Raw genomic sequence first — 17845 nt, forward strand, 5'->3', positions numbered from 1 at the left:
CAAGCCGTCCCGGTCTTATCCCGGGGTTATCCACAGATTGCATGGGATAACTTAGCTGTACGATTCGCCGCTCTCGAATAGAATGTCGTTTTTCGTCGTTGCTATCTGGTTTCGGGCAGGAAAGCGAAACAGTCGCAACGGAACACGGAGCGTTAGCAGCGCCTGTGCAAGCGGCCGAAACAGGCCTGCGTCACGGGTATTTTTGAGATAGTAGATATCGGCGAACCGGGTTGACCGGCGAATCGTCGTCCCCAACAGACTGTCGGCGTGCCGGCATCGCAGATCGGATGTCGACGCGCAACGGCATGCAGTCAACAAACGAACGAAAGACTATGAGCGAAGGCGTATACGGAGAGCAGGCAACCGGGCGGGTGACCCACAGCCTGTTGCGACTCAGCACGGCGATGCGGAGCCAGGCATGGGAGTGGGCGGAAGGCGCGGGTTTGACGCCGACTCAAGGCGAGATTCTCGTGCTGCTGATGCAGCGCAAGGGGCCGATGCGTCTCGGCGAAATCGCCCGTGAAACGGCGCTGACGGCCGCGACCACGAGCGATGCCGTGAGCACACTGGAAAGCAAGGGCCTCGTCGAAAAGCGCCGCGCCCTCGACGACGGACGCGCGCTCGCCGTGCGTTTGACGGCGCGCGGCCGCACCGCGGCCAAGCGAGCTGCGCAATGGCCCGACTTCCTCGCGAAGGCGGTCGGCACGCTGCGCGACGAAGAACAATCGACGTTCTATCGCACGCTGCTGAAGACCGTGCGCCAGCTCGAAGTGCAAGGCCATATCCCGCCGCACCGGATGTGCGTCACATGCACGCATTTCGAACCGAGCAAGAACCCGAAGAAAACGCCGCATCGCTGCATACTGCTCGATCTGTCGATGGCGGACACCGATCTGCGTCTGGACTGCTCGGTGCACGAAACGGCCGACGCCGCCACGCAGAAAAAGACCTGGAAGATCTTCGCGCAGCAAGCTTGAGTCGGCTAAACTGCGAAGCCGGCCGCCGATCGATCGGCGCCGGCTGAGCGCGCGTCGCCCATGCATCGGCAGGCGACGTGTCTTGCGCCGCGTCGTTCGGCGTGTTTAGTCAACCTGATGGTGGGATTTGCCGATGAATCACGAAGTTCTGGCCATACGCCACGTGCACTTCGAGGATCTGGGCAGTCTCGAACGGGTGCTCGGCGACCGGGGGCGCCCCGTCCGTTATCTCGACGTCGGTTTCGCGCGCATCGAGGCGCCGGACCCTGTGCTGCCGTCGCTGATGGTGATTCTCGGCGGCCCGATCAGCGCGTATGACGACGACCGTTACCCGACGCTCGGGCCGCTCGTCGCGATGATCGAAAAGCGCATCGCGGCCGGCTTGCCGACGCTCGGCATCTGTCTTGGCGCGCAACTGATCGCGCGCGTGCTCGGCTCGCGCGTCTATCCATCGGGCAACACCGAAATCGGCTGGACGCCGCTGACGCTCACCGACGCGGGCAAGCGTTCGCCGCTGCGCCATCTCGATGGGGCGCACACGTCGATGCTTCATTGGCACGGCGATACATTCGATCTTCCGCAAGGCGCGGTGCATCTCGCATCGACGCCTGCCTGCCAGAACCAGGCGTTCTCATGGGGCAAGCACGTGCTTGGCCTGCAATGCCATCCGGAAATCCGCACCGACCGATTCGAGCCGTGGCTGATTGGCAATGCGGGTGAAATTGCAGGGCATGGCCTCGACGTGCGCAAGCTGCGTGCCGATACGGCGATGCACGGCCCGACGCTGGAAGCCGCGGCGTGCACGATGTTCGGGGAATGGCTCGATCAGCTCGCAACGAAGTCCTGAATTTCCAATAGACCGCTGTGGATAACCGCGTTTTTACCGTCGATGCCGTGCTGACCGGCAAGATTGCGCCACTCGGCGAGCATGGCAAGACGAGCGCAATCGGCAAGACGCCCGTCGAAGGGCGCGTGTGGCTCGGCGAAACGGGACTCGAAGGCGACCAGCAAGCCGAACTCAAGCATCACGGCGGCCCCGAACAGGCGCTGCATCACTATGCGTTCGATCACTACGCGGCGTGGCGCGCGCAATGGCAGGCGGGCGAGTGCGGTCTCGCGCGGCTCGATGGCCCCGGCGCGTTCGGCGAAAACATCAGCACGTGCGGCATGACGGAAACGAACGTCTGCGTCGGCGACGTGTATAGGATCGGCGGCGCGATCGTGCAGGTGTCGCAGCCGCGACAGCCATGCTGGAAGCTGAACCTGCGTTTCGGCCGCGCGGACATGTCGCGCGCAGTGCAGGACACGCGCCGTACCGGCTGGTACTACCGCGTGCTCGAAGCCGGTGAGATGGCGCGGGCGATACGATCGAACGGCTTGCACGTCCTCATGCCGAGTGGACCGTCGAGCGTCTGTTGCGCGTGCTGTACGTCGATCGCGATGAGCTGCGCGCGCTCGAAGGCATGGCGAAGCTCGATACGCTCACGGCTTCGTGGCGGAAGATCGCGATCAGGCGCATCGCAAGCGGCCAGGTCGAATCGTGGACGAAGCGCCTCGATACACCCGCCGCTCAACGCTGATTCAATTCATTTGCCGCGCGGCTCCGGCATGACGGCGGCGAAGCAGCCTGCGTCTGCAGCAAATCGGACCGGGTGCTATCCTCGATCGCTCTTGAGTTTGAACGGGGCATCCCAAGCCATGAGCGCTCTCTTCACTCCGCTCACGCTGCGTAGCGTGACGCTGCCAAACCGGATCGTCGTGTCACCCATGTGTCAGTACTCGGCCGAACGCGGCGAAGCGACCGCGTGGCACATGATTCACCTCGGCCATCTCGCGTTGTCAGGGGCGGGCATGCTGTGCATCGAAGCGACGGCCGTCGAGCCCGATGGCCGCATCACACCCGCCGATCTCGGCCTGTGGGACGACGTGACGGAAGAAGCGCTGAAGCCCGTGCTCGCCGCGATTCGCAAGCATTCGAAAGTGCATGTGGCGATGCAGCTGTCGCATGCGGGCCGCAAGGCATCGAGTCACGTGCCGTGGGACGGCGGGCAACTGATTCCCGTCGCCGAAGGAGGCTGGCTGCCGCACGCGCCGTCGGCGCTCCCGCACAAGGCTGGCGAAGAGCCGCCGCTTGCGCTCGACAACCCAGGCCTCAATCGCATTCGTGAAGCGTTTGCAGCGACGGCGCGCCGTGCGGCGTGTCTCGGCATCGATGCGCTCGAAGTACACGCCGCGCACGGCTATCTGCTGCATCAGTTCCTATCGCCGCTCGCCAACCAGCGCACCGACGAATACGGCGGCTCGCGCGAAAACCGCATGCGTTTTCCACTCGAAATCTTCGACATCGTGCGTGCCGCGTTTCCCGCCGACAAGCCCGTCGGTGTGCGCGTGTCGGCGATCGATTGGGTCGAGGGCGGCATCACGATCGACGACACGATCGCGTTTGCGCACGAGTTGAAGAAGCGCGGTTGCGACTGGATCGACGTGTCGTCGGGTGGCGTGTCGCCGTTGCAGAAGATTCCGCTCGAGCCCGGCTATCAGGCGCCGTTCGCGAAAGCGGTGAGGGCGGCGACGGGCATGACGACGATCGCAGTCGGCCTCATCACGGACCCTGAGCATGCCGACGGCCTGATCGAACACGGCGATGCGGATCTCGTCGCGATGGCGCGCGCGATGCTCTACGATCCGCGCTGGCCGTGGCACGCGGCCGCAAAGCTCGGCGCGAGCGTCGATGCCCCGCCGCAATACTGGCGCTCGCAACCGCGCGATCAGAAGACGCTGTTCGGTGACATCTCGTTCGGTCAGCGCTGACCTGTTTGCGTTTCCGCGCGCAGGATTTTGCCGCGAACCGTTCGCCGCAATTGCGGATGTCTACGTTTGACGGTTGAACGAAGCCGCATCATCCGTGTACGATTTCGGTTGTGACGCTTCGTGCATCACATGTCGACGCGGCGCCAGCACGGCGCCGCGTTTGCTATCCGCGTCAGAAAACCAGCATGACGGACGCGGCACACAGCGCGGCGGCAGCGCCGAACAAGAGCTTGCTCACCCAACGTTCTACAAAGGATTGATTCAATGAGTTCACGCAGGATCGCTGTGCGTCAATCGGGCGTGCACGGCAAAGGCGTGTTTGCACTCGAACCGATCGCAGCCGGCGAGCGCCTGATCGAATACAAGGGCGAACGGATCTCGTGGAAGGAAGCGTTGCGGCGCCATCCTCACAATCCGGACGAACCGAATCACACGTTCTACTTCGCGCTCGACAACGGGGACGTGATCGACGGCAAGGTGAAGGGCAATAGCGCGCGCTGGATCAACCACTCGTGCGCGCCGAATTGCGAGGCGGAAGAAATCGACGGCCACGTGTATATCGACGCATTGCGCGATATCGGCGCCGGCGAAGAACTGTTCTACGACTACGGGCTCGTGATCGACGCGCGGCAGACGAAGAAGCTGAAGAAAGAATACGAATGCCGCTGCGGCGCGCGCAAATGCCGGGGCACGATGCTCGCCGAGCCGGACAAGAAAAGCGAGAAGAAGTCGAAGAAGAAAAAGTGAGTGGCGCGCTGCCGTGACGAAGGCAGCGCGTTCACGATCCCGTTATCGGACAGTCATCACGGATCGACCGGCGCATGCGCCGGTTTTTTTGTGTCGCGCACGGGCTCGCGGTCGGCCAGCACCGCACCCGTCGCAACGGGAAGGCGCACGATGAAGCGCGCGCCGCCTTCAGGCGTGTCTTCATAGTGGACGCTGCCACGATGCAGCACCATGATGTCGTGCACGATCGCCAGGCCGAGACCCGCGCCGCCATCGACACTCCCGTCGCTCTGCCCCTGGCCGTCGCCGCGGAAAAAGCGCTTGAAGAGATCCGGCTGCTGTTTCGGCGGCACACCGGGGCCGTTGTCCTCGACCGTGACTTCCGCCATCGCGACGCCATCCACCACGGTCTGCGAGACGGTCATCGTGATGCGTGCGCCGTCGAGCCGCGATGGCGGCACATACTTCAGCGCGTTATCGAGCAGATTCGCGATCACTTCGCGCAGCAGCACGGGATTGCCGCGCGCAACCAGCGGATGATCGTTCGACGGATCGTCGAGCCGTTGAAAACCGAGGTCGACATGCACGGCGAGCGCGCGCGGCACCCATTCGGCGCCCGTGTCGAAGGCGAGCGACGCGACATCGAGATTGACGAAACGCGCGGCCTGTTCGCCAGGCTCGGCGCGCGCCAGCGACAGCAGCTGGTTCGACAGACGTACCGCGCGATCGGCGGCCGCGCGCAGTTCCTTGACGGCCGCGAGCGTCTGCTGCGGATCGCGTGCGATGGCCGCCTGCTCCGCATGCAGCTTGATCGCGGTGAGCGGCGTGCGCAGCTGATGTGCGGCGTCCGCGATGAACTTGCGCTGCGCGTCGAGCGCGCTTTTCAGGCGGTCGAGCAGACCATTCAGCGCGCCCGTCAGCGGACGGATTTCGACGGGAACGAAAGTTTCGTCGACGGGTTCGAGCGACGTGTGTGTCTGCCGGTTCAGCGAATCGGCGAGGTCGGTGAGGGGATTGAGCTGCTGGTTCACGACGCGCCACACGATGACCCAGCCGGCGAGCAGCAGAAGCAGCAGCGGCATCATGATCGCGATCAGAAACTCGGCGGCGATGCGAAAGCGGTGACGCACAGGCTGTCCGACTTCGATGACGACAGGATTGCCCGTCGGCTGATCGACGCGTACTTGTGCGACGCGGACGGCCGTGCCCTCGTGCTGCGTTTCGAACACATACGCGTAGTGCATGCGCCTCACGTTCGTGCCTTGCAGCGGCAGCTTCGGATCGCCGGCGATTTCGGCATCGCCCGTGCTGATCCGGTACACCAGCTGTTCGACGGGATCGGAGAACATCGCCTGCGCGAGCGGTGGCACCGTGATCGGCGCATCGGGACCGGCGATCTGGATCTGCTTCGAAATGGCCGTCGCGAGATCGGCGAGCGAACGGTCGACGACGTGCTGCGTGTATTGCCACGCGAGCCAGTACGCGATGAGGCCGCTCATCAGCGCGAGCAGCGAAAGCGGAGCGGCGAGCCGGCGCAGCAGCTGGCGGCGCAGGCTATTCGCGGCGGGATAGGGCATGATCGAACCCGCGATAAAAGGCTGGTGCCGACGGACGATCGGCAGCGTCAGCACGCGTTTGAACGGCGGGTTTCAGCGGCGCACGCTCGACGGGTCGCGCGAGATGCATCACATGTGCAACGCGAGGCTCGCGCGATCCTGGCTGGCCGCTGCCGGGCTGAATGGCACAGGCGACCGCCGCGCATTGGGATGCGCTCGCGGTCGCCTGTCGGACAGCCCGGACGCCGTCAGACCAGACGGTCTGACGACAATTATGACGCCTGTCGGATTTCCTGGAGCAGATAGCCGAAGCCACGCACCGTGACGATCTCGACGCGGCAGTTCTCCAGTTTCTTGCGCACCCGGTGCACATAGACCTCGATGGCCGTATCGCCGAGATCGCCGCCGAAATGCGTCAGGTGATCCTGCAACTGCGCCTTGCTGACGACGCGGCCGTGGCGCAGCAGCAGCATTTCGAGCACGGCGAATTCGCGCGGCGACAGTTCGAGCGGCTTGTCGTCGTTGAAGATGCGGCGATCGACGCCCGACAGACGCACGCCGCCCAGCGACACTTCGGGACGCGGCATGTCGCCGTGCGGCCCGCTACGGCGCATCACGGCGCGAATGCGTGCTTCGAGTTCGGCGGGCTCGAACGGCTTCAGCATGTAGTCGTCGGCGCCGGAGTTGAGGCCTTGCACCCTGTCGTTCAGCTCATCGCGCGCGGTCAGCACGATCACGGGCGTATGACGGTTGCTCTGACGGAAGCGCGAGAGCAGCGTCATGCCGTCGATGCCGGGCAAGCCCAGATCGAGGATCACGAGTTCGTGGCGGTTTTGCGTGAGGGCCTGTTCGGCGAAGATGCCGTCGTGGACCATGTCGACGGTAAAGCCGGCTTGTTCGAGACTGCTTTGGATGCCGCGTGCGATTGGGCGGTCATCTTCGATCAGAAGGAGTCGCATGGATTTCGCTCAAGTACAATGGGTTAGGCATGAGGCACGCGGTTCGCCGGGGCGCCTGCTGCACAGAATGCCGTGCGACGTGCCGTTCGATACGGCCTTCGACAGATCAGCAAGCCATGTCCGATATTACGATCTACGAACTGGAAGCCGCGATCAATTTCTGGCGTACCCGCTCGCCTTCGAGCGGCGACGAACTCGTTCTGTGCAAGGAGGCAAGCGCGCTCTCCAAGCCGTATGCGCTGATGATTGTACAGCGTCAGACCACGCTGACGCAGGAAGGTTTGGACGAGAATGCGCGCGCCGCGTGGGATTCTTACGTGTCCATTAAAAACGGCCTAACGAAGTGAAGGTTTGGTCGCCTGATGACCTGCAAAAGGCTTTCACTTCGGGCTTTCATCTGTATTTTCGAGCGCGGTTTGCTTTCTTCGGATCAACCCTCCGCGCATCGTTTTCGCATTAATCCCCCGCGTTATTTCCGGCTTGCCACTTCGTCGATAAAACGCGCAAGGCGGATATCGCGCTCGGTGATTCCGTTCGCATCGTGCGTCGACAGCGTGATCTCGACATTGCTGTAGACGTTGAACCACTCAGGGTGATGGTCCATCTCCTGCGCCTTGATCGCGACGCGCGTCATGAAGCCGAATGCTTCGTTGAAGTCGGCGAACTTGAATTGCCGCGTGATCGCGTCGCGGCCTTCGACGTTCTGCCAGCCGTTCAGTTGCGCGACCTGTGTCGCGCGGTCATTGGAAGAAAGTTTCTGGATCGTCATCGTGTCACCTGTTGAGAGCGTGCGCGTCGGCGCAGCGCCTGCGCGCGGATTCGTTCTATTTTTTCACGGTTGAACGTGCGCTGCAGCGCGCTGCGTCAGACGTCGCCGTCCGTCGCCCAGCCTTCGCCCGTGCCGCGCGTGACGACGCGATCCGTCGCGCGTACTTCGCCTGCCGGAAGCGGCGCTGCGTCGGCGAGCCTTGCCAGCAGCGGCGCGAAGTCGGTGCGCGCGACGTCGAACAGCTGCGAGAAATCGTCGATGACGAAGTAGGTCTTCTGGAACGTGTCGATCCGGTATTGCGTCTGCATCACGCGCTCGAGGTCGAACGCGATGCGGTTCGGCGCGTCGCTTTGCTGGCTGTAGAGCGTTTCTCCCTTGCTCGACACGATCCCCGCGCCGTAGATTTGCACGCCGTTCGGGCTCGCTGCATCGCGGATCAGGCCGAACTCGACCGTGTACCAGTAGAGGCGCGCGAGCAGCGGCAACGCGTTCGCATCGCGCGCGGCGAGGGCCGCGCGGCCGTACGCGTGCATGTAGTCGGCGAAAACGGGGTTGATCAGCAGCGGCACATGGCCGAACAGATCGTGAAAGCAGTCAGGCTCCTGCAGATAGTCGAGCTGATCGGGGCGGCGCATCCACCAGGTGACGGGAAAGCGGCGGTTCGCCAGATGCTCGAAGAACACCTGATCCGGCACGAGGCCCGGCACGGCGACGATTCGCCAGCCGGTTGCGGGCATCAACTGCTCGTTGATCGCATCGAACGACGGCACGCTTTCCGGCGACAGATTCAGGCGCTCGACGCCTTCAAGGAACTCGTCGCAGACTCGCCCTTTGAGCAGCGCCGTCTGCCGCGTATAGAGCTGCTTCCATACCGCGTGATCGACCGCGCCATAGCGATGCATCGGCTGGTCGATGGTGAAGTCCGCGCGGGTTTCGAGGCCGGCGTCGAATTGCTCCTTGAGTTTCGCGGTGTTTGGGACGGACATGGCTTGCAGCACCTGCTTCGGTCGGGAAATTAGGCCGTGCAAGTGTAGAGCGGGCGGGACGCGGAAAGGGCGCAAGTTGGGCGCGATATGGCCATTAGATGCGATAATCGTGCATCGAATAGCTAAAGGATGCGGAGAAATCACATGGTAGAGCTCGATCACTTCGATCTGGCGCTTCTTGACGTGCTACAGCGCTTCGGGCGCGCGACGCACCAGCAACTCGGCGAGCAGGTGCCGCTGTCGCCGTCGCAGATCGGGCGGCGCTTGCAGCGGCTTGAGGCGATCGGCGTCGTCGACGGCTATCGCGTCGTGCTGCGGCCGGAAAAGCTCGGGCTCGGCGTGACGGCATTCACCAGCCTGAAGCTCAAGCATCACGGCGATTCGATCATCGAGCAGTTCCAGCAGCAGATCGACGTGCTGCCCGAGGTGCTGGAATGTCATGCCGTGGTCGGCGATGCAGACTATCTGCTGCGCATCGTGGCGCCGGATCTGAACGCGCTGTCGTCGTTCGTGATGAAGAAGCTGATGCGCGTGCCGGGCGTCGACAGCGTGCGCTCGAACATCGTGCTGACGACGTTCAAGCGCAACGGCCCACTGCCGCTCGGCCATCTGGCGCCGGGCGCGCCAGCCGCTTGACGGGCGGGCCTTTCGTGGGTCAGGCGGCCTTCAACGGCTCATCATTCAGCATATCCACATACGCGACCGCGACGAGATCCGATTCCGGCACGCCGAGCTTCGCGAACATCGCGTGCGCTTCGGCCTCGCCGCCTTCTTCGTCGTCATCCTGCGCGAGCACGACTTCGAGTTCGACGAAATCGCCGAGGCCGTCGACGCGATCCAGATGAATCCGCGTGCGTCCGACGATATAGACGTGGCGCTCCTTCGTGACGATGCCGCGCGTCGTGAGCGCGGTGGCGAGCAGCGAGTGCATCGCCTCCGGGTTCGTCACCGGACTGCGCGTGTAGTACGACGCTTTCGGGCCGTCGCGGTCGTCGCGCTGATAGAAGATCAGCTCGGCAGGCGTGCCGTCGTCGAACTGGCGCAGCTTCAGACGGCCGCGCGGCACGTCATAGAAGAAGTCCTGCTGGCGGAAAATCAGCGGAGCGTCAGGCGAAAGGGCTGCGGCGCGCTCGCGAAGCTGCTCGAATTGCTGGGCGCGGGCCTTGATTTCGATGTTGCGTGCCATGTGAAGCTCCTGTCGGAAGGTGAGAGTGAACGGCTTCTGACGACGGGACCGCCTGCCTCGATGAGCCGGGTGCGCCCGCCGATCGTCAGAGGCCCGTCAGGGCCAAAAGGGATCTGGATTTGAAGGCGTGATTTGAAGCGAATTCCAGGAACAGCGGGAAAACGGCAAAGCGTCAATCTAGCAAAAAGCTCATGACGATGTAGTTAAAGGCCACGGCGCCTGAAGGGTGCTCGATGGGTTCTCAATTGGTGCGCGAAGACGCTGAAAATGCCGCAGTGTCATGAGGTCGGCTGATATCGCGCGATGCGACGAGTCATGCGCCCCTCATGCGCTCGCTGCTCAGGTCGACCACTGCTGTTCGATCAGCTTCAACGCCGCGGCGATCGCCGGCTCGTCCTTCTGCGCGGCGAGCGTGATGAACGTCAGTTCGGTCGGCACCGTCACGCCTTCGACGATCGTCAGCGCATGCGCGTGCGCTTCGGCGAGCGCCGTCGAATCGCGCGCGAGCGTGAGCCCGACGCCCGATTTGACGAGATCGAGCATCGACGGTTCCTGGTCCACTTCGGCGACTTTGATCGGCTTGACGCCCGCCTCGGCGAAGCGGCGCGTGAGCAGCCGGTTGTGCGCGGACGCAGGCGGCGTCCAGATCCACGGCAGCGCGGCGAGCGCGCGCCAGTCGCGCGCGCCTTTCACGCGATCCTTCCAGCCGGCGGGCGCTAGCACGCGATACTGAAAGTGCGTCAGCGTGAGGGCATGGAAGATCGCGCCGTCGCGCGCTTCATCGTCGGCGGGCTGGCCGATGTAATAGCCGACGTCGAGTTCGCCCGCTCGCACCTGATCGCGCACCCAGCCCGACATCCCGTGCCGCAACTGCGTTTCGATATGCGGCCACGTTTCGACGAGCTGCTTCAGAAAGCCGCCGAGCCGCAGAAACGCCGGGTCGAGAATCGTGCCGATACGCAGCCGCCCGCGCACTTCCTGGCGCAGCGTGGCCGCCGCGCGTTCGACGTCGCCGGCGGCCGCGAGCGCGCGCTCCGCGTGCGGCAGCAGCGCCTGTCCATCGCGCGTGAGCGCCAGCCCATGCGACGTGCGCGTGAAAAGCGTCACGCCGAGCGCGGCCTGCAGATTCTTGATCTGCAGGCTGACGGCCGGTTGGGTCAGATGCAATTGCGCCGCGGCGCGCGTCAGATTGCCTTGTCGCGCGACCGTTGCGAATGCTCGCAGCAAGGTCAGGTCCATCCACTGATATTAACGCGCCTTATATCGCAGTTGAGCATTACTCATTGGATTCGGGGGGCGTTTGCCGATTACGCTTGGATGATGACGTGAGGGGCCGCAGGCATTGCGCCGCAGCATCGACCATCCAAAAGCACAACCTTCCGCAAACCAGGAGACACCATGAGCGAGACCGATCAGACCCGGGCGCAAGCGCGCGCGTTGACGCATATGATCAACGGGCATCCCGTCGATGGCACGAGCCAGCGCTTCGGCGACGTGTTCAATCCGGCGACGGGCGATGTGACGTCGCGCGTGCCGCTCGCGAGCGTCGCCGAAGTGGATGCGGCCGTCGCCGCCGCCAAATCCGCGTTTCCCGCATGGAGCGAAACGGCGCCGATCAAACGCGCACGCGTGCTGTTCAAGTTCAAGGAATTGCTCGACCGTCACCACGACGAGCTCGCGGAACTGATTACGCGCGAGCACGGCAAGGTGTTCTCCGATGCGAAGGGCGAAGTGATGCGCGGCATCGAGATCGTCGAGTTCGCGTGCGGCATTCCAAATCTGCTAAAGACCGATTTCACCGATCAGATCGGCGGCGGCATCGACAACTGGAATCTGCGTCAGCCGCTGGGTGTCGTCGCGGGCATCACGCCGTTCAATTTCCCGATGATGGTGCCGTGCTGGATGTTCCCCGTCGCCATCGCGTGCGGCAATACATTCGTGCTGAAGCCGTCGGAACGCGATCCTTCTGCATCGAACCGTCTTGCCGAACTGCTGAAGGAAGCAGGCTTGCCGGACGGCGTATTCAACGTCGTGCATGGCGACAAGGTGGCCGTCGATGCGCTGCTTGCTCATCCCGATGTGAGCGCGCTGTCGTTCGTCGGCTCGACGCCGATCGCGGAATACATCTACACGGAAGGCACGAAGCACGGCAAGCGTGTGCAGGCGCTGGGCGGCGCAAAGAATCACCTCGTCGTGATGCCGGATGCCGATCTCGATCAGGCTGTCGATGCGCTGATCGGCGCGGCCTATGGTTCGGCCGGCGAGCGCTGCATGGCGATTTCGGTGGCCGTCGCAGTCGGTCATATCGCAGACGAACTGATCGGGAAGCTCACGCCGCGCGTGAAGTCGCTGAAGATCATGAACGGCATGGAAGCCGAAGCTGAGATGGGTCCGCTCGTCACGGCCGCGCATCGTCAGAAAGTGTCGGGTTATATCGATGCCGGTATCGACGCAGGCGCGACACTCGTCGTCGATGGACGCGGTCATCAGGTGCCCGGTCACGAGAAGGGCTTCTTCCTCGGCGGCACGCTGTTCGACAACGTGAAGACCGACATGAAGATCTATCGCGAAGAGATCTTTGGTCCGGTGCTGTGCGTCGTGCGTGTGCCCGATTTCGCTTCGGCCGTCGAGCTGATCAACAAGAACGAGTTCGCGAACGGCGTGTCGTGCTTCACGTCGGATGGCGGCGTCGCGCGTGCGTTTTCGCGGCAGATTCAGATCGGCATGGTCGGCATCAATGTGCCGATTCCCGTGCCGATGGCGTGGCACTCGTTCGGCGGCTGGAAGAAGTCGCTGTTCGGCGATCACCATGCGTATGGCGAAGAAGGCGTGCGCTTCTATACGCGCTACAAGAGCGTGATGCAGCGCTGGCCGGACAGCATCGCGAAGGGCGCTGAGTTCACGATGCCAGTCGCGAAGTAAGGCGGCCTCAGTGCAATAGCAGCGCAAAGGCATTGTCCTCGTTCGAGGGCAATGCCGCACGACACAGTAGAAAAAGAAAGCCGCAGACACACCGAACGCCCAAACCGCAACGAGATGCCATGCAACGTGGCCATGCGAAGGAGACAAGGGTGAGCACGACAGCAGAATCGCGCGCAACGAGCGCAACGAGTGCAAGAAAACTCGAAGGCGAGTTCGACTACATCATCATCGGCGCGGGCACGGCGGGCTGCGTGCTAGCCAATCGCCTGAGCGAAGATCCCGACGTCACGGTGCTGCTGCTCGAAGCAGGCGGCAAGGACGATTACCACTGGATTCATGTGCCCGTCGGCTACCTCTATTGCATCGGCAATCCGCGCACTGACTGGCTCTATAAAACGCGCGCGGAACCCGGGCTCAACGGACGCGCGTTGTCGTATCCGCGTGGCCGCGTATTGGGCGGCTGCTCGTCGATCAACGGCATGATCTACATGCGCGGCCAGCGCGAAGACTACGACGAGTGGGCGCGTGTGACGAACGATGCGTCGTGGTCGTGGGATGCCGTGCTGCCCGTCTTCAAGCGCAGCGAAGATCACCACGGCGGCGCGAACGAATTTCACGGAGCGGGCGGTCAATGGCGCGTCGAAAAGCAGCGCCTCAAATGGAAGATTCTTGAGAAGTTCGCCGAAGCCGCGCAGGAAACGGGTATTCCCGCCACCGACGATTTCAATCGCGGCGACAACACGGGCGTCGGCTACTTCGATGTGAACCAGAAGCGGGGCATTCGCTGGAACGCGTCGAAGGCGTTTTTGCGGCCTGCTATGAAACGGCCGAATCTCACCATCATCACAGGCGCGCATACGCAGCGCGTCGTGTTCGAAGGGAAGCGCTGCGTGGGTGTCGAATATCGCGGCGACAACGTCGAGTACATCGCGAAGGCGCGCATCGAAGTCGTCATGAGTTCGGGCGCGGTGAACTCGCCGCAACTGCTCGAGCTGTCGGGCATTGGTAACGGCGCGCGTTTGCAGAATCTGGGCATCGACGTCGTGAATGATCTGCGCGGCGTCGGCGAAAATCTTCAGGACCATTTGCAGTTGCGCATGGCCTACAAGGTTCACGGCGTGCGCACGTTGAACACGGCCTCGGCGCACTGGTGGGGCAAGATGATGATCGGCCTGCAATATCTGTTGATGCAGAGCGGGCCGATGTCGATGTCGCCGTCGCAACTCGGTGCGTTCGCGAAGTCCGATGTCGACGACGGATCGCTCACGCGTCCCGACCTCGAGTATCACGTGCAGCCGCTTTCGCTCGACAAGTTCGGCGAGCCGCTGCATCGCTTCAATGCGTTCACGGCATCCGTGTGTCATTTGCGGCCTACATCGCGTGGCAGCATTCACATCGAGTCGCGCGATCCGCATGCGCCACCGTTGATCGCGCCGAATTATCTGTCGACGGATTACGACCGTCATGTGGCTGCTAATGCATTGCGTCTCACGCGCCGTATCGCGGCCGCGCCTGCGTTGAAGCGATACAAGCCAGAAGAAATCCTGCCCGGCATTCAGTTTCAGACCGAGGAAGAATTGCAGACCGCCGCGGGCAATGTCGGCACGACCATCTTTCATCCTGTCGGCACGTGCCGCATGGGCACGGCCGATGATCCAGGCGCTGTAGTCGACAGCCGCTTGCGTGTGCTAGGTGTCGAAGGGCTGCGCATCGTGGATGCATCCGTGATGCCGACCATTACATCGGGCAACACGAACTCGCCGACGTTGATGATCGCCGAGCGCGCGAGCGACATGATTCGCGCTGACCGTCGCGCACGAAGAGACGCTGTCACGATCGAAACGCACACCGCGTCTACGATGTCCGTTGCATGACACGCAACGTTTAACGTTTCATTCGGCGAAGGTCGCATTAAACACTAAGTGCAAATCCCAATGATTGCGCTGCATCATTGGCGAGACAATGGCACCCATGCTGCGTGGTGCGGCATGGATCACCGTCCGCGTTGGTGCACCACGCCACGATTGGCTCGGGGATGTTTTCGCCAATCAACAGTCGCGCCGAATCCTCGCGCGAAATAAAACTCGTAGTGCTTCGCCTTACTTCGCATGGAAGGGAACATGATTCTCGGCGATACGATACTCGAAACGCGCGGGCTCACACGTGAGTTCAAGGGTTTTACCGCAGTCAACAGTGTGAACCTTCGCGTCAAGCGTGGTTCTATCCACGCGCTTATCGGGCCGAACGGTGCAGGCAAGACCACCTGCTTCAATCTGCTCACCAAATTTCTCGTGCCCACTGCGGGTCAGATCGTCTTTAACGGCGTCGACATCACGGGCGAGCGTCCGGCGCAGATCGCGCGCCGCGGCATCATCCGTTCATTCCAGATCTCCGCTGTATTTCCGCATCTGACGGCATTGCAGAATGTGCGCATCGGCTTGCAGCGTCAGTTGGGCACGGCATTTCATTTCTGGAAGAGCGAGCGCACGTTGAGTGAACTCGATGACCGCGCAATCGATTTGCTGACGCAGGTCGGTCTGACCGATTTCGCCGACGTGCGCACCGTCGAACTGTCGTATGGCCGCAAGCGCGCGCTCGAAATCGCGACGACGCTCGCGATGGAACCTGAACTGATGCTGCTCGATGAACCGACGCAAGGCATGGGTCACGAAGACGTCGACCGCGTGACTGCGCTGATCAAAAAAGTATCGAGCGGTCGCACGATCCTGATGGTCGAACACAACATGAATGTGATTGCCGGCATCTCCGACACGATTACCGTCCTGCAACGCGGCGAGGTGCTCGCCGAAGGCACGTACGCGGAAGTATCGAAGAATCCGCTCGTCATGCAAGCCTATATGGGCAGTGCGGACGCGGCGCTTGCCGGAGCGCATGCATGAGCACAGTGAGCGAACAGGAAAACACGGCAGTCAGCGCAGTGAACGGCGAACCGGCGCTGGAAATCGCCGGCCTGCAGGCGTGGTACGGGGAATCGCACATTCTGCACGGCGTCGATCTGACCGTGAGCCGCGGCGAAGTCGTCACGCTGCTCGGCCGCAATGGCGCCGGCCGCACCACGACGCTGCGCTCGATCATGGGCCTGACGGGGCGCCGCACGGGATCGATCCGTGTCGGCGGGCGCGAAACGATTTCGATGCCGACGCATCGAATCGCTCATTGCGGCGTCGGTTATTGCCCGGAAGAGCGCGGCATTTTTTCGAGCCTGTCGTGCGAGGAAAATCTGCTGCTGCCGCCACCCGTTGGCGACAAGTCGTTGATGATGTCCGTCGACGAGATATACCAGATGTTTCCCAATCTCCAGGAACGGCGGATGAGCCAGGGCACGCGTCTGTCGGGCGGCGAGCAACAGATGCTCGCTGTCGCGCGCATTCTGCGTACGGGCGCGAACCTGCTGTTGCTCGATGAAATCTCCGAGGGTCTTGCGCCTGTGATCGTGCAAGCCCTCGCCCGCATGATCGTGACGCTGAAAGCGCGCGGCTATACGATCGTCATGGTCGAACAGAACTTCCGCTTTGCGGCGCCGCTCGCCGATCGTTTCTATGTGATGGAGCATGGACGCATCGTCGAGCACTTCGGCGCCAAGGAGCTCGAAAGCAAAATGCCGGTGCTGCACGATCTTCTCGGGGTGTAAGCACCTGATTGCCTCTGACAACCACAACGCAGAAAGAAGGAGACAGTAATGAAAAGGAAGACACTCGCGCGACTCACGTCAATCTGTTTTGCGGCTGCCGCAAGCGTCGCATTGACGGCGGGCAGCGCGCGGGCTGCCGACGATGCAGTGAAGATCGGTTTCATCACCGACATGTCGGGTCTTTATGCCGACATCGACGGGCAGGGCGGTCTCGAAGCCATTCGCATGGCAGTGGCGGATTTCGGCGGCAAGGTGAACGGCAAGCCGATCCAGGTCGTGTATGCGGACCATCAGAACAAGGCTGACATCGCCGCTTCGCGCGCGCGTGAATGGTTCGACCGCGACGGCGTCGACATGCTGGTCGGCGGTACGAACTCGGCGACGGGTCTGTCGATGAACCAGGTCGCGGGCGAAAAGCACAAGGTGTACATCAGCGTCGGCGCGGGCGCCGATACGCTCACGAACGAGCAGTGCACGCCGTACACGATTCACTATGCGTACGACACGACGGCGCTCGCGAAGGGCACCGGCTCGGCGGTGACGAAGCAGGGCGGCAAGACGTGGTACTTCCTGACGGCTGACTACGCGTTTGGCAAGGCGCTCGAAAAGGCGACCAGCGACGTCGTCAAGGCCAATGGCGGCCAGGTGGTCGGCGCTGTGCGTCACCCGTTGTCGGCATCGGACTTCTCGTCGTTCCTGTTGCAGGCGCAAGCATCGAAGGCGCAGATCCTAGGCCTCGCGAACGCGGGCGGCGACACGATCAACGCGATCAAGGCCGCGAAGGAATTCGGCATCACGAAGTCGATGAAGCTCGCTGCGTTGCTGATCTTCATCAACGATATCCACAGCCTCGGCCTCGAAACGACGCAGGGCCTCGTGCTGACAGACAGCTGGTACTGGAACAAGGACGCCACCACGCGCAAGTGGGCGCAGCGCTACTTCGACAAGATGAAGAAGATGCCGTCGAGCCTGCAGGCGGCAGACTATTCGGCGACGATGACCTACCTGAAGGCCGTGCAGACGGTCGGTTCGACGGACGCCGACAAGGTGATGGCGCAACTAAAGAAGCAGAAGATCGACGACTTCTATGCAAAGGGCTACATCCGTCAGGACGGCAGCATGATCCACGACATGTACCTGATGCAGGTGAAGACGCCGGCCGAGTCGAAGGAGCCGTGGGATTACTACAAGATCACCGCCACGATTCCGGGGGAACAGGCCTTTACGACGAAGCAGGAAACGCGCTGCGCACTGTGGAAGTAAGCGGCGCCGAGGAGCGCCTGCCCGTCTCGTTCATGTAG

The 17845-nt window shown here is 62.6% G+C and carries 17 protein-coding genes and 1 pseudogene; 12 read left to right on the top strand and 6 right to left on the bottom strand.

Annotated elements, in window-relative coordinates; translation table 11 throughout:
• Window positions 1–332: 332 nt before the first annotated feature.
• The 5 genes and pseudogenes from VSR68_RS13530 to VSR68_RS13550 all read left to right on the top strand — a co-directional run bounded on the left by VSR68_RS13530 (window position 333) and on the right by VSR68_RS13550 (window position 4535).
• On the top strand, window positions 333–977 hold the full coding sequence (locus VSR68_RS13530; RefSeq protein ID WP_342940336.1) for a MarR family winged helix-turn-helix transcriptional regulator: 645 nt from the start codon (window positions 333–335) through the stop codon (window positions 975–977).
• Between the two features lie 133 nt (window positions 978–1110).
• The gene (locus tag VSR68_RS13535) at window positions 1111–1824 is read left to right on the top strand and encodes a glutamine amidotransferase (RefSeq protein WP_342940337.1); all 714 of its coding nucleotides are present in this window, start codon (window positions 1111–1113) and stop codon (window positions 1822–1824) included.
• 17 nt (window positions 1825–1841) lie between these two features.
• A pseudogene (locus VSR68_RS13540) lies at window positions 1842–2557 on the top strand (MOSC domain-containing protein).
• 118 nt (window positions 2558–2675) lie between these two features.
• Window positions 2676–3788 (top strand): NADH:flavin oxidoreductase/NADH oxidase, encoded by a 1113-nt coding sequence (locus tag VSR68_RS13545; protein WP_342940338.1) that lies wholly within the window; start codon window positions 2676–2678, stop codon window positions 3786–3788.
• A gap of 264 nt (window positions 3789–4052) precedes the next feature.
• Complete coding sequence (locus tag VSR68_RS13550) at window positions 4053–4535, top strand: SET domain-containing protein (RefSeq protein WP_090870666.1); 483 nt, start codon at window positions 4053–4055, stop codon at window positions 4533–4535.
• A gap of 56 nt (window positions 4536–4591) precedes the next feature.
• Here the strand turns inward: VSR68_RS13550 and VSR68_RS13555 are convergent, their stop codons facing one another.
• Together VSR68_RS13555 and VSR68_RS13560 are read right to left on the bottom strand one after the other, a co-directional pair.
• Complete coding sequence (locus VSR68_RS13555; RefSeq protein WP_342940339.1) at window positions 4592–6091, bottom strand: sensor histidine kinase N-terminal domain-containing protein; 1500 nt, start codon at window positions 6089–6091, stop codon at window positions 4592–4594.
• Between the two features lie 251 nt (window positions 6092–6342).
• Entirely contained in the window at window positions 6343–7029 is a 687-nt protein-coding gene (locus VSR68_RS13560) for a response regulator transcription factor (RefSeq protein WP_007581727.1), read from the bottom strand.
• 116 nt (window positions 7030–7145) lie between these two features.
• Here VSR68_RS13560 and VSR68_RS13565 point away from each other — a divergent pair, with 116 nt between their 5' ends.
• Window positions 7146–7376, top strand: a complete 231-nt coding sequence (locus VSR68_RS13565; protein ID WP_342940340.1) for a DUF3717 domain-containing protein — start codon at window positions 7146–7148, stop codon at window positions 7374–7376.
• Between the two features lie 122 nt (window positions 7377–7498).
• On the opposite strand, the gene VSR68_RS13570 is transcribed toward VSR68_RS13565, so the two are convergent.
• A complete protein-coding gene (locus tag VSR68_RS13570; RefSeq protein WP_428983503.1) occupies window positions 7499–7798 on the bottom strand; it encodes a 4a-hydroxytetrahydrobiopterin dehydratase in 300 nt (99 codons plus the stop codon).
• Window positions 7799–7893: 95 nt separating this feature from the next.
• Complete coding sequence (phhA, locus tag VSR68_RS13575) at window positions 7894–8784, bottom strand: phenylalanine 4-monooxygenase (protein WP_342940341.1); 891 nt, start codon at window positions 8782–8784, stop codon at window positions 7894–7896.
• Window positions 8785–8928: 144 nt separating this feature from the next.
• On the opposite strand from phhA, the gene VSR68_RS13580 reads away from it, so the two are divergent.
• Window positions 8929–9420, top strand: coding sequence for an Lrp/AsnC family transcriptional regulator (locus tag VSR68_RS13580; protein WP_087738562.1), 492 nt, complete (start codon window positions 8929–8931; stop codon window positions 9418–9420).
• 19 nt (window positions 9421–9439) lie between these two features.
• Here VSR68_RS13580 and VSR68_RS13585 read toward each other — a convergent pair whose 3' ends face one another.
• Together VSR68_RS13585 and VSR68_RS13590 are read right to left on the bottom strand one after the other, a co-directional pair.
• Window positions 9440–9970: a class IV adenylate cyclase gene (locus tag VSR68_RS13585; protein ID WP_342940342.1), complete on the bottom strand. Its 531-nt coding sequence runs from the start codon at window positions 9968–9970 to the stop codon at window positions 9440–9442.
• 339 nt (window positions 9971–10309) lie between these two features.
• Window positions 10310–11209: a LysR family transcriptional regulator gene (locus tag VSR68_RS13590; RefSeq protein WP_342940343.1), complete on the bottom strand. Its 900-nt coding sequence runs from the start codon at window positions 11207–11209 to the stop codon at window positions 10310–10312.
• Window positions 11210–11368: 159 nt separating this feature from the next.
• On the opposite strand from VSR68_RS13590, the gene VSR68_RS13595 reads away from it, so the two are divergent.
• The 5 genes from VSR68_RS13595 (at window position 11369) to VSR68_RS13615 (ending at window position 17807) form a co-directional block, all read left to right on the top strand.
• Window positions 11369–12892 carry a CoA-acylating methylmalonate-semialdehyde dehydrogenase gene (locus tag VSR68_RS13595; RefSeq protein WP_342940344.1) on the top strand — a complete coding sequence of 508 codons (1524 nt, stop codon included), beginning with the start codon at window positions 11369–11371 and terminating at the stop codon, window positions 12890–12892.
• A gap of 149 nt (window positions 12893–13041) precedes the next feature.
• Window positions 13042–14766, top strand: a complete 1725-nt coding sequence (locus tag VSR68_RS13600) for a choline dehydrogenase (RefSeq protein WP_342940345.1) — start codon at window positions 13042–13044, stop codon at window positions 14764–14766.
• 246 nt (window positions 14767–15012) lie between these two features.
• Window positions 15013–15792 (top strand): ABC transporter ATP-binding protein, encoded by a 780-nt coding sequence (locus tag VSR68_RS13605; RefSeq protein ID WP_342940346.1) that lies wholly within the window; start codon window positions 15013–15015, stop codon window positions 15790–15792.
• On the top strand, window positions 15789–16544 hold the full coding sequence (locus VSR68_RS13610) for an ABC transporter ATP-binding protein (protein WP_342940347.1): 756 nt from the start codon (window positions 15789–15791) through the stop codon (window positions 16542–16544). The genes VSR68_RS13605 and VSR68_RS13610 overlap by 4 nt, the downstream gene beginning before the upstream one ends.
• A gap of 48 nt (window positions 16545–16592) precedes the next feature.
• Window positions 16593–17807 carry an ABC transporter substrate-binding protein gene (locus VSR68_RS13615; RefSeq protein WP_342940348.1) on the top strand — a complete coding sequence of 405 codons (1215 nt, stop codon included), beginning with the start codon at window positions 16593–16595 and terminating at the stop codon, window positions 17805–17807.
• Window positions 17808–17845: the final 38 nt, after the last annotated feature.

The organism is Paraburkholderia phymatum, from assembly GCF_038900715.1.
Taxonomy (GTDB): Bacteria; Pseudomonadota; Gammaproteobacteria; order Burkholderiales; family Burkholderiaceae; genus Paraburkholderia; species Paraburkholderia phymatum_A.